General features: G+C 60.5%; 12 protein-coding genes, 1 other RNA gene and 1 pseudogene. 6 read left to right on the forward strand and 8 right to left on the reverse strand.

Annotated elements, in window-relative coordinates:
• A pseudogene (locus A6U87_RS30160) lies at positions 1-112 on the forward strand (IS630 family transposase); the annotation flags it as partial.
• A gap of 167 nt (positions 113-279) precedes the next feature.
• Here A6U87_RS30160 and A6U87_RS16705 read toward each other — a convergent pair.
• The 7 genes from A6U87_RS16705 to tkt all read right to left on the reverse strand — a co-directional run bounded on the left by A6U87_RS16705 (position 280) and on the right by tkt (position 8,726).
• Positions 280-1,176, reverse strand: coding sequence for a fructose bisphosphate aldolase (locus A6U87_RS16705; RefSeq protein ID WP_065692422.1), 897 nt, complete (start codon positions 1,174-1,176; stop codon positions 280-282).
• 325 nt (positions 1,177-1,501) lie between these two features.
• Positions 1,502-2,704 carry a phosphoglycerate kinase gene (gene pgk / locus A6U87_RS16710; RefSeq protein WP_065692423.1) on the reverse strand — a complete coding sequence of 401 codons (1,203 nt, stop codon included), beginning with the start codon at positions 2,702-2,704 and terminating at the stop codon, positions 1,502-1,504.
• Between the two features lie 72 nt (positions 2,705-2,776).
• Positions 2,777-4,627, reverse strand: a complete 1,851-nt coding sequence (locus A6U87_RS16715) for a potassium/proton antiporter (protein ID WP_065692424.1) — start codon at positions 4,625-4,627, stop codon at positions 2,777-2,779.
• A 366-nt stretch (positions 4,628-4,993) separates the two neighbouring features.
• Positions 4,994-5,305 (reverse strand): hypothetical protein, encoded by a 312-nt coding sequence (locus tag A6U87_RS16720; protein ID WP_065692425.1) that lies wholly within the window; start codon positions 5,303-5,305, stop codon positions 4,994-4,996.
• An 86-nt stretch (positions 5,306-5,391) separates the two neighbouring features.
• The gene (locus A6U87_RS30595) at positions 5,392-5,520 is read right to left on the reverse strand and encodes a hypothetical protein (RefSeq protein WP_275078410.1); all 129 of its coding nucleotides are present in this window, start codon (positions 5,518-5,520) and stop codon (positions 5,392-5,394) included.
• 151 nt (positions 5,521-5,671) lie between these two features.
• Positions 5,672-6,682, reverse strand: a complete 1,011-nt coding sequence (gap, locus tag A6U87_RS16730; protein WP_065692427.1) for a type I glyceraldehyde-3-phosphate dehydrogenase — start codon at positions 6,680-6,682, stop codon at positions 5,672-5,674.
• Positions 6,683-6,752: 70 nt separating this feature from the next.
• The gene (gene tkt / locus A6U87_RS16735; RefSeq protein WP_065692428.1) at positions 6,753-8,726 is read right to left on the reverse strand and encodes a transketolase; all 1,974 of its coding nucleotides are present in this window, start codon (positions 8,724-8,726) and stop codon (positions 6,753-6,755) included.
• Positions 8,727-9,059: 333 nt separating this feature from the next.
• Here tkt and A6U87_RS16740 point away from each other — a divergent pair, with 333 nt between their 5' ends.
• The 3 genes from A6U87_RS16740 to ssrS all read left to right on the forward strand — a co-directional run bounded on the left by A6U87_RS16740 (position 9,060) and on the right by ssrS (position 9,952).
• Positions 9,060-9,335 carry a DUF4164 domain-containing protein gene (locus tag A6U87_RS16740; protein ID WP_065692429.1) on the forward strand — a complete coding sequence of 92 codons (276 nt, stop codon included), beginning with the start codon at positions 9,060-9,062 and terminating at the stop codon, positions 9,333-9,335.
• A 14-nt stretch (positions 9,336-9,349) separates the two neighbouring features.
• Complete coding sequence (locus A6U87_RS16745; protein WP_065692430.1) at positions 9,350-9,727, forward strand: cell division protein ZapA; 378 nt, start codon at positions 9,350-9,352, stop codon at positions 9,725-9,727.
• A gap of 66 nt (positions 9,728-9,793) precedes the next feature.
• A non-coding RNA gene (gene ssrS, locus A6U87_RS16750) (6S RNA) lies at positions 9,794-9,952 on the forward strand.
• Positions 9,953-10,040: 88 nt separating this feature from the next.
• Here the strand turns inward: ssrS and A6U87_RS16755 are convergent.
• Positions 10,041-10,499, reverse strand: a complete 459-nt coding sequence (locus A6U87_RS16755; RefSeq protein WP_065692431.1) for a hypothetical protein — start codon at positions 10,497-10,499, stop codon at positions 10,041-10,043.
• Positions 10,500-11,037: 538 nt separating this feature from the next.
• On the opposite strand from A6U87_RS16755, the gene A6U87_RS16760 reads away from it, so the two are divergent.
• Both A6U87_RS16760 and A6U87_RS16765 read left to right on the forward strand, forming a co-directional pair.
• Positions 11,038-11,184 (forward strand): DUF1127 domain-containing protein, encoded by a 147-nt coding sequence (locus A6U87_RS16760; protein ID WP_065692461.1) that lies wholly within the window; start codon positions 11,038-11,040, stop codon positions 11,182-11,184.
• 155 nt (positions 11,185-11,339) lie between these two features.
• The gene (locus A6U87_RS16765) at positions 11,340-11,936 is read left to right on the forward strand and encodes a YigZ family protein (RefSeq protein ID WP_065692432.1); all 597 of its coding nucleotides are present in this window, start codon (positions 11,340-11,342) and stop codon (positions 11,934-11,936) included.
• Positions 11,937-11,938 lie beyond the last annotated feature (2 nt).

The following is an 11,938-nucleotide window of genomic DNA, read 5'->3' on the forward strand; positions in this document are numbered from 1 at the left end:
GCAGGCCAGAACCAGAAACGCCGTCTCCGACGCACTCGCAATCATCCTCCAAACAGTCACCCCGCAGGAGTGTCAAAACCACTTCAGCGAGGCTGGATACGAACGGACTTAAAACAATCCCGCTCTAGGGCCGATGTCTTGGCGGTCGCTCGCCGGCCGCCAGCCTGTCCGGCTTTGCTCGCGTAGAGAAATCCTCGGCACGAGGCCGAGGACGATGTCAGGATGAACGGATGAGCGCGTCAGGCGCCGCTTCGAAACGGTCCTGTCGCCTTCAGCGTATCAGGCCTTGTTGACGCTGGCGGCGTAGATCTCATCGATCGTTTCGGCCAGGCTGGCTTCGAACTCTGCGTCGCTCATCGAAACGCGCAGGTTTTCCGTTAGTGCGCGCGAGAAGCTTGCGATCATGCCATGGTTGTGGCTGAGCTTTTCGCAGGCATCGGCGCGGCTGTAGCCGCCGGAAAGGGCGACGACACGCACGACCGATTTGTGGGCGATCAGAGGCGCGTAGAAATCGGCGACCGTCGGGATCGTCAGTTTCAGCATGACGGTTTCGCCGGCCGGAAGCAGGTCAAGCTGCTTGGCGATTTCGTCGCGAAGAATGGCCTCGGCCTCTTGCTTCGTCGGGCTCTTGATGGAGACTTCAGGCTCGACGATCGGAACGAGGCCGTTGCCGATGATCTGGCGTGCCACCTCGAACTGCTGCTTTACGACGGCTGCAATGCCTGCTCTGTCCGCGTTGGCGATCACCGAGCGCATCTTGGTGCCGAAAATTCCCTTGTCGCGGCCGCGCGCCAGGAGGGCATCCAGATCGGGCATCGGCTTCATCGTCTGGACACCGTTTTCTTCGGCAGCCAAGCCCTTGTCGATCTTGAGAAGCGGCACGACGCCGCGCTGTTCCCAGAGATAGGAGGGAACCGGCTGACCATCGACGTCGCCGTCCATGGTGCGCTCGAAGAGGATGGCTGCGATGATCTTTTCGCCGGTGAAGGCGGGCGCGCTCATGATGCGGACGCGCATGGCGTGCATCAGGCGGAACATTTCCTCGTCACCCTGGTACTCTGTGTCGGGAATGCCATACAGGCGTAACGCTCCGGGTGTCGAACCACCGCTCTGATCCAGCGCTGCAATGAATCCTGGCGCCGAACTGATCTTGTTCAACATCTTCGCGTCCACCATAGTTCACTCCTTCCCTCAGACCGGCGCATCGCGCGCACGGATTTTTTCTGTTTCAAAACCTATCGGCAATGCTCAATCGATCAAATCGGCGGATCGATAAGCGGCAGGACTCTTCACATCGCGAAAAACTGCGTTTCGATGAATATAGGTCGCCGATAACAGAAGTTTATGGGTGGGAAAACGGCAGCAAAATTGTTTGAAACGTTTGAATTTTTTTAAATCGTTTGAATGTTTGGGCTTTTGCTCAAGGTGACAACAAAAGACCGCTGAGCTTTCGCGCCGCGGTCTATCTACATGTAAAATTTGTTAAATCGGCTTGCGCTGATTACTTAGCCTTGCTCAGAACGGCGACGCCTGGGAGTACTTTGCCTTCCATCCACTCGAGGAAAGCGCCGCCTGCGGTCGAGACATAGCTGAAATCGTCGGCCACGCCGGCGTGGTTCAGCGCGGAAACCGTGTCGCCGCCACCGGCAACCGACGTCAGCTTGCCGGCCTTGGTGCGCTCGGCGGCATACTGGGCAGCCGCAACAGTCGCCTTGTCGAAGGGTGCGATTTCAAACGCACCGAGCGGGCCGTTCCAGACGAGCGTGTTGGCGCGCTCGATCCATGCCTTGACGGCTTCCACCGACTTCGGGCCGACGTCGAGAACCATGGCGTCTGCAGGGATGGCATCGATCGCGACCGTCTCGTTGGCGGCTCCGGCCTTGAACTCGCGGGCGATGACACCGTCTTCCGGCAGTACGATGGCGCAGCCGGCCGTTGCCGCTTCGATCATGATCTGGCGTGCCGTGTCGGCGAGATCGTGTTCGCACAGCGACTTGCCGACATTGGTGCCGCGGGCGGCCAGGAAAGTGTTTGCCATGCCGCCGCCGATCACCAGCGCATCGACCTTCTTCACGAGGTTCATCAGCAGGTCGATCTTGGTGGAGACCTTGGCGCCGCCAACGATGGCGACGACGGGGCGGGCCGGATTGCCGAGGCCCTTTTCGAGCGCCTCAAGCTCAGCCTGCATGGTGCGCCCGGCATGGGCCGGAAGGTGGTGCGCCAGGCCTTCGGTCGAAGCATGGGCGCGGTGGGCGGCCGAGAAGGCATCGTTGACATAGATGTCGCCATTGGCGGCCAGCGCCTTGACGAAATCGGGATCGTTCTTCTCTTCGCCCTTGTGGAAGCGGGTGTTTTCAAGGAGCAGGATGTCGCCGTTCTTCATCGAGGCGACTGCGGCTGCAGCCGCTTCACCGATGGCGTCGGTCGCCGTCAGCACCGGATGGTCGAGAACTTCCTCGACCGACGGAGCGATCAACGAGAGCGACAGGTCCGGCGACGGGCCATCCTTCGGGCGGCCGAAATGCGCAAGCAGAATGACCTTGGCGCCCTTCTTGGAGAGTTCAAGGATCGTCGGGGCGACACGCTCGATGCGCGTGACGTCGGTGACTTTGCCGTCCTTTACCGGGACGTTGAGGTCGACGCGAACGAGAACGCGCTTTCCGGCAATGTCGTTAAGGTCGTCGAGAGTCTTGAAGGAAGGCATGGAAAAGATCCGTTCGTTATTGCCCAAAAAGATGCGGGGACCATAGCAAGGATGATCGTGGACGCAAGGCGTTCAGCGTGGGTTTTCATCACCTTTGGGCACCGCCGCGGCGGCCGCTGCTTCCTTGTTCTTTCGTCCCTTCAACCGGTCGCGGACGCGGTCCATGATATCGCGCATATTGATAAAGATAGGTAGCGTTGTCGCAGGTTCCACGGCTTCCAGCGACATGCCGAGAGAGCTGATGTGATCCTGGTCATCGAGATCGCGAACGATCAGGATGATCGAGCCGAGGCGCACGCGGTCGGCATAGTCGGCCTTGCCGCCAAGCCGCTGGCGCATCATTTCGGCGATGGTCAGCCCCTTCTCGTTTTCGTTGAGAAGCCCCGGGCCATAGGCAGCATCCAGATCCGATGCCGGACGCGCCGGCGACAATGCGAAGGCGCCGAAGAAGTCGGCATCGTCTTCATCCACCGGGGCGCGGCTGGCGAAGAGCTTGTCAAGCAGGCGGGAGTAGGACGGCATGATGAAGAGGTAGACGAGGTCGTTTTCGCGCAGACGTCCCGCATACTGGTAACGCATCGACTTGCCATCGCGAATGACAAGCGAAGGGGTCGCCCAGCGCGGGATGCGCTCGCCGCGCAGAACGGGGCTGTCCTTGACCACGCGGTACGAGAGAAGTTCGTGATTGGCCGCGCCCGGCAGGTCGACCTCGACCTTGTCGACCGCGCCCATGCGGGGCGGGATGATCAGGCCCAGTTTCTTGGCGACCGGCTTGATCGTCCAGCCCTGAACGAGAAGCGACACCAGCACGATGATGAAGGCGGTGTTGAAGTAGACCTGCCCGTTTTCCAGCCCACCGAGGATGGGCATGATCGCCAGCAGGATCGACACGGCGCCGCGCAGCCCCACCCATGCGACGAAGCCGATCTCCTGCTGCGTGTAGTCGAAGGGCAGCAGGGACAGCCAGATCGCTAGCGGCCGGGCGATGAAGATCAGGAAAAGGGCGAGCAGCACCGCCGGGATGGCGATGGCCGGGAACTGGGACGGTGTGGCGAGCAGGCCGAGCACGAGGAACATGATGATCTGGGCAAGCCAGGTCATGCCGTCCTGGAAGCGCTTGATCGAAGCATAGCCCGGCAGCTTACGATTGCCGGCATAGATGCCGGCCACGTAGACCGCGAGGAAGCCGCTGCCACCAACCGCGCCGGTCGCCGAGAAGACGAGCAGGGCGAGCGCCAGAACGAAGATGGGCGTCAGGCCACGATCGGTCTCCAGCTTGCTGACGATCAGCACGATCATCATGCCGCCGAGCAGACCCAGGATCACGCCCAGGCCCATCTGCTGGACGAACATGGCCAGCATCCCGATATTGATGCCGTGATAGCGCTCGCCTGATGCCAGAACCTCGACGAGCGCGATCGTCAGAAAGATCGCCATCGGATCGTTGGTGCCGGATTCCACTTCGAGCGTCGAGCGCACCTTGTCGCGGATGTTGATGCCACCGATACGCAGCAGGAAGAAGACGGCGGCGGCATCGGTCGAGGCGACGATGGAGCCAAGCAGCATTCCTTCAAGCCAGCTGAAATTCAGCAGCCACATCGCGGCGATGGCGAAAAGCCCGGCGGTCATCAACACGCCGATCGAGGCAAGCGTCAACGACGGCACTGCCGCCAGCTTGAATGCCTGTATCGGCGTCCCGAAGCCGGAATCAAAAAGGATGACCGCAAGCGCGATCGAGCCGAGGATGGAGGCCAGGTAATTGTTGGTGAATTGGATGCCGAGACCGTCGGTGCCGGCCAATAGGCCAATGGCGAGGAAGAGCAGCAGCAAAGGCGCGCCGAAGCGGAAGGCAAGCAAGCTGGAAAAGGCCGCCAGAAGCACCAGCGTCGTCGATACCAATACGACGATGTAGAATGCTTCCATGCCGATCCCCTTATCCGCCTATCAAGGTTGCAATACCGCCCCCGTATATTGCAGCCGCCTAAAATCGCCCTCTCTTGCGCTTCATCTCCGGCAGTTAACGGCAAAATCCAACGCAAGGGTAGACCTAATGGGCCAACCTTGCATTTCTGCGGCGTCATGCTGCTGATTGGTCTGCCAGACGGCAAATCGGATGAACGGTTCGAGAGTGAGCCTGAGAGAAGTTTAGGATCAAATCAGGCGAGAGCAGGGCAGAATGCGCCGTGCTGAATCTTTCTTGGAGATTTTCTTGCAGGTCGTTGAAGCGCCTCGCGATGAGGCGCTCCGGCGTCCATTTTGGCGGGCCGAATTCTCTCGGCGCGGGGTCTGTTACGCCTCGTCGTCCTCGCCGTCATCCATGTCGGAGATCGGAATCAGGAAGACGACGAACTCATCGTCGATGGTTCTGTCCGGATCGTCGTCGAATTCGTAGGCATGCTGCACTTCGTTTGCTTCCTCGGCGGTCGCCTTGCGCAGGTTGAGGGGGCTGACGCCATCCCACACCGGCTTGCCTTGCGATTGCAGGATCGTCAGATCCTCGCGGAAGTCTTCCGCTTGGAAGAAATGAGTGGCGTCGTCGACGTTTTCCGAACGGAAACACGCAACGGCCTGTCCGCCGACTTCAATCGTAAAGTAATCCATCAAATTCTCTCTCGCTGCTGCGCGGTTCGCGCCCGTCTCGACACTACGGCGATCGACAGATCGGCGCCAGCAAATATCGCTGCCGATCAGCGCGGCCCCATCGTGCGCGTCGTCTCCATCAGCGATTGCCCCTTGGCAATCTGCGTGGAGCGACGACCGCCAACCAGGCTGATGCTCAGAACGCTCGCGATCATGATCAAAACGATCACCGTCATCAGGATTCTCATGTCGAACCCGCCAGCTCTTGATCCGGCCATGTGCGGCAGTGTTGCCGCGTATTGAAAGGTAGTTGGTTTGTCCGCCATTGCCAAAATGAAAAGCGGCCCGGTTTCCCGAGCCGCTTTCCGAAGTCTTGTCGCGAGGACCTTAGATGGTCTTGGCGTAGGCAACAGCCGTGTCGGACATGCGGCTGGAGAAGCCCCACTCGTTGTCGTACCAGGTGAGGATACGAACGAAGTTGCCTTCCATGACCTTGGTCTGGTCGGTCGCGAAGATCGACGAGTGGCTGTCATGGTTGAAGTCGCGGGAAACCAGCGGCTCGTCGGTGTAGCCGAGGATGCCCTTCAGCTTGCCGTTTGCGGCAGACTTGATGGCTTCGTTGATTTCGGCAACCGAAGTGGCCTTCTTGGCAACGAACTTGAAGTCGACGACCGAGACGTTCGGGGTCGGAACGCGGATCGAGGTGCCGTCGAGCTTGCCCTTCAGGTGCGGCAGAACGAGGCCAACAGCCTTGGCAGCGCCGGTCGAGGTCGGGATCATGGACAGGGCTGCGGCGCGAGCGCGGTACAGGTCCTTGTGCATGGTGTCGAGCGTCGGCTGGTCACCGGTGTAGGAGTGGATCGTGGTCATGAAGCCGTGGTCGATGCCGACCGCGTCATCGAGAACCTTCACAACCGGCACGAGGCAGTTCGTCGTGCAGGATGCGTTGGAGATGACCAGGTGCTCCTTGGTGAGCTGGTCGTGGTTGACGCCGAAAACGACGGTCAGGTCAGCGCCGTCGGCAGGAGCCGAAACGATGACGCGCTTGGCGCCGGCCGTCAGGTGGGCAGCAGCCTTGTCACGCGACGTGAAGATGCCGGTGCATTCCATCGCGATATCGACGCCGAGTTCCTTGTGCGGCAGCTGTGCCGGGTCGCGGACGGCCGTCACCTTGATCGGCTTGCCGCCGCCAACGGTGATCGTGTCGCCTTCGACCTTGACCTCTGCCGGGAACTTGCCGTGGATGGAGTCATAGCGCAGCAGGTGAGCATTGGTTTCGACCGGGCCGAGGTCGTTGATGGCAACGACTTCGATGTCGGTGCGACCGGATTCGACGATCGCACGGAGGACGTTGCGGCCGATGCGGCCGAAGCCGTTGATGGCAACCTTTACAGTCATGTGTTTCACTCCCGATGAGTAGGGGCTTGCGTTATGGAATGGGGAGCGCCGATAGGCGCTCCTTGATCAATCAAAGCTTGGCTTCTGCAGCAGCAACCACGGCGTCGGCCGTGATGCCGAAATGCTTGAAGACGTCCTTGGCCGGGCCGGAAGCGCCGAAGCTCTTCATGCCGACAAAGCTGCCTTCCGGTCCGATGAACGCATCCCAGCCTTCGCGAACGGCGGCTTCAACGGCGATCTTGACCGGCGAGTTGCCGATGACTTCCTTGCGGTAGGCTTCAGGCTGCTCGAAGAACAACTCCGTGCAGGGAACCGATACGACGCGGACGCTGACGCCCTTGGCTTCCAGCGTGGCGCGGGCAGCAACGGCGAGTTCGACTTCGGAACCCGAAGCGAAGATCGTGACCTTGGCGTCGGCCTTGCCGGCCAGCGTGTAGGCGCCCTGTTCGCACAGGTTCTTCTCGTTGTACTCGGTGCGCACAGCCGTCAGGTTCTGACGGGTCAGGGCGAGAGCGGACGGGCGGTTCTGCGTCTTGGCAGCGATCTGCCAGCACTCAGCCGTTTCCGTCACGTCAGCCGGGCGGAAGACCAGCAGGTTCGGTACAGCGCGCAGGCTGGCAACCTGTTCGACCGGCTGGTGCGTCGGGCCGTCTTCGCCGACGCCGATGGAGTCGTGCGTCAGAACGTGGACGACGCGGATGCCCATGAGCGCTGCAAGGCGGATCGGCGGGCGGCAATAATCCGAGAAGATCAGGAAGCCGCCACCGTAAGGAATAAGACCGCCGTGCAGTGCGATGCCGTTCATGGCAGATGCCATGCCGTGCTCGCGGATGCCCCAGTGCATGTAGCGGCCGGAGAAGTCGGTCGGGGTGATCGACACCATCTGGCTGGTCTTGGTGTTGTTCGACGGCGTCAGGTCGGCAGAACCGCCGAGCATTTCCGGCAGGATGCCGTTGATGACTTCGAGGGCATCTTCCGATGCCTTGCGGGTTGCGACCGTCGGCTTGGTTTCGGCGACCTTCTTCTTGTAGTCGCTGATGGCGGCGTCGAAGCCTGCAGGCAGTTCGCCGGCAAAGCGGCGGTTGAATTCAGCCTTGGCAGAGGCCTTGGAAAGACCGTCTTCCCAAGCCTTGACCGTTTCGACCGAGCGGGTGCCGGCGGCGCGCCATGCGTCGAGAACGTCGGCAGGAACGACGAAGGGCTCGTATTCCCAGTCCAGCGCCTTGCGGGTGGCTGCGATTTCGTCGGCGCCGAGCGGGTTGCCGTGGACCTTGTGGGTGCCCTGCTTGTTCGGTGCGCCGAAGCCGATGATCGTCTTGCAGGCGATGAAGGTCGGGCGGTCGGACTTGTGAGCGGCTTCGATCGCGGCCGAGATGGCTGCCTGATCATGACCGTCGACCTCGATCGTGTTCCAGTGAACAGACTTGAACCGGGCAATCTGGTCGGTCGAGTCGGAGAGCGACACGGCGCCATCGATGGTGATCGAGTTGTTGTCCCAGAAAAGAACGAGCTTGTTCAGCTTCAGGTGACCCGCGAGAGCGATCGCCTCATGGCTGATGCCTTCCATCAGGCAGCCGTCGCCGCAGATGGCATAGGTATAGTGATCCTGGAGATCGGCGCCGAATTCCTCGCGCAGCTTGCGCTCGGCAATCGCCATGCCGACGGAGTTGGCAATGCCCTGGCCGAGCGGGCCGGTCGTCGTTTCGATACCGGTGGCGTGGCCGTATTCCGGGTGACCGGCGGTCTTCGAGCCGAGCTGGCGGAACTGCTTCAGGTCTTCGACCGTCATGTCAGGGTAGCCGGTCAGATACAGCAGCGAGTAGAGCAGCATCGAGCCGTGGCCGGCAGACAGCACGAAACGGTCACGGTTTGGCCAGTGTGGTTTCTTCGGGTCGAAACGCAGATATTTTGTGAACAGGACCGTTGCTACATCGGCCATGCCCATCGGCATGCCGGGGTGCCCGGAGTTTGCCTTTTCGACTGCATCCATGGCGAGGAAACGGATCGCATTGGCCATCCGGTCGTGTTGTTCAGGAGAGATCATGGCTTTTCCGCAGGTTCCGGGTGTCGGGGGATGGCCTAAAGCCTCTTTGGACCATCAATGAAAGCGGCTGACACATAGCAGTTGGATCAGCCAAGTCAATAAATTGCAGGCCGTTTCCGGGCCGTTCCAATCGATTTTAGACATTTGACCGTTAAGTTTTACAAAAGTTAAAACCCATGAGAGGCGGGTGTTGATTTTCTTCATCCACAGATAGGTCGCCTGTCGTCGTGCGGCCTTTATTGACGGGCAGTTGGCGAGCCGCATATCCTTTTTGAAACATCGGATCGGCTTCTGGCGCCGATTCGCGAGTCTTGCGCGGGGAACCGGAAAGACATGACGCCCACAGGCACAACCATCGAGGCAGCGCTTAACGAGCTGCGCAAGGCGATTTCGGGACTCGAAAACGCCGTGGACATGCGCATCGAGAGCCAGCGCGAGCATGGCGAGATCGAAGGCGAGGTGCGTCGCGTTCATGCCGATCGCTCCAAGCTGGCGCAAGAGCTCGATCAGGCGGAATTTCGCGCGAACCGGCTTGAAGAGGTCAACCGCGAGGTTTCGCGGCGGCTGGTGACGGCCATGGAAACGATCCGCGCGGTTCTCGACCGCTAGCAAGGACAAGTGAGATGGCGCAGGTAACGGTAACGATCGACGGCAAGGCCTATCGCATGGCCTGCGAGGAGGGGCAGGAGGATCACCTGACCGATCTCGCGACCCGCTTCGACCGCTATGTCGGCCATCTCAAGAGCCAGTTCGGCGAAATCGGCGATCTCAGGATCACCGTCATGGCCGGGATCATGATCATGGATGAGATTTCAGAGCTGACGCGACGGGTCGCCAGCCTGGAGACGGAGCTCGAAACGCTTCGCGGCAATCGGGACACGGTTCTTGCGGCCACCGCGCGAACGGAAGAGAGCGTTGCCGCGGCGATCGCCGAGGTGACCGGCCACATCCGCGGCATTACCGACAAGCTGAACGGCCGCGCACCCTCTGAACTCAACTAGATAATAAATGGGGAGCGCCTCGCCGGAGCCTCTGGCGCACCCCAAAGTTCAGCCTTATATAGAGACTGCGATCTGCGCCTCTCGACAGGAACCACAATCCCTGGGGCCATACTCGATCCAAAGGGAGCTGTCCCTGACCAGGCTCGTGGGCTTGGTCATATGGCGCCCACCTACGTTTGTAGGCACCCAGGATCGTAACCCTCCATCGGTTGCCGCGGATCGCACTTTCCCATCACTTTATGGATACGGCCTATTCGGATGTGAGGAGAGGCGCGCCCGGAGACGCGCCACAGATTTCGCTGTGGTCGGTCGCTTACTCCGCGCCTTCCTTCTGCATGCATGCGAGCAGATCGGTAAAGGCCTGTTCGGTGCCGGCCAGCGGGAGGCTTGCATCGACGCCATTTGCGGTCACGTTCAGTTCCTCGCCCTGGGTCAGTGTGGCCACCGCTTCGGAGGCGTTCGGGACATCGATCGTCGCGGTGTGCGCGCTGTCGGCGGTCGAGGAAAACTCCGCTTCGTCGCCGTCGTCCACCGACCAGCTTCCCTTGACCTGCTGGCCTTTCTCGATCGGGAACTTGTCGGTATTGGCGAACATGGCAAGCTTGTCACCGACCGCGAGAAAGCCGATGCCGGATTCGGTGTTCTGGGCCAGGCAGCCAAGGAAACTCTCGCCATCCTTCATGGGCGTTACGGTAAAGCCGGCAGCGTGCGCCGAGCCAGTCGAAAGCGCTGCGACCGTGGTGAGGAATGCCGTGGCGAGGGTCTTCTTCATGTCTATGTCCTTGTTGCGAGATCGTGTCTCGCTGGATTGGGTCAACGCGGGAAAGCAGCGTGTCTTGACGCAATAAATGGGCGCTGACAATGCGATTTGCGGTCTGTTCTCAATGGCAGAACCGACCATTATTGGGTGGCCGGCGGTGAGGCCTTCAAACTGCAAATGACGTATGCGTCTCATGCACGTTTTCATGCGATCCTGAATTGCGGGCGATTGCGCCACCCATTCCAGGTGGATCGAGCGTTGTTCGCGCGTTAAAACGTTTAAAAATCCTTAAATTCCTACGTTATCCCGGCTCGTCGCTTAACCATATCCGCCCATTGCGGAGTGAGAATCCCTCTGGAGTGTCGCCAATCGTGTCGAAAAAAGCAGCAGAGCGTTCGGGGAGGTGTCGGTCGTTATGCATTTTGTGCATGGGTGGCGTGACGCTTTAGCGCTGTTCGGTCCGGGGCTGTCGACGTATATTCACTTCAACAAACAGACAAACGCAGCAAACACGCTACAGACACCGGACAGCCCTAGAAAGGGGATCATCATGAACGTAGCACGCTCTTTCAATAACTGGCGCAAGTATCGTCAGACGGTCAGCGAACTGGGCCGTATGTCGAACCGCGACCTGCACGACCTCGGCATCGACCGCGCGGACATCCAGCGCGTCGCACGCGAAGCGGTTGCCCGCTAAGAATTTGGACACTCGCTCCTTGCGAGCAGGTCATCGATCAAAACGCCCGTTGCCTTGCAGCGGGCGTTTTTCGTTGTAGCGCGCAGATCGGCGCGGTTCCCGGCCCGCAATAGTTTCGCTTGCGGTCGGGTCGGTCGCGACGATATGGCAGCTTCATGTTTTCATTGGAACGCATCGAGACCCTCGAGCAGATCGTCAAGAAGAGCCGGTTTCGCGCCGTTGCCCGACCGATCGCGAGCGAGCAGGATGCGCGGGACTTCCTTGCTGCTCATGCGGCTGCCGGGGCAAATCACAATTGTTGGGCCTGGCGTATCGGCCAGAGCTATCGATTCAATGACGACGGTGAGCCGAGCGGAACGGCGGGAAAGCCAATTCTGCAGGCGATCGACGGGCAATCGCTCGACCAGGTGATGGTGATCGTCACCCGTTGGTTCGGAGGCGTCCTGCTCGGAACCGGGGGGCTCATCCGTGCCTATGGCGGAACGGCGGCTGCATGCCTGAAGGCGGCGAGTGTCGTCGAGCTGGTGGCGACGGTCGAAACGACCGTGCAGGTGAGCTTTTCCGATCTTGCGCTCGTGAAGGCGCGGCTTGCGGCAGCGGCCGGTGTGCGGATCGCCAATGAAGAGTTTGTCGATTCCGGCGCCTGCCTGGCGCTTTCGATACCGCAGGCGATCGTGGAGGAGGTGTCGCAAACGATCGCGGATGTGACAAGCGGGCGCGTCGTGGTGTCTGTCCAGCCGGCGCTTCCTTAGCG

This window comes from Rhizobium sp. AC44/96, assembly GCF_001692185.1.
Taxonomy (GTDB): Bacteria; Pseudomonadota; Alphaproteobacteria; order Rhizobiales; family Rhizobiaceae; genus Rhizobium.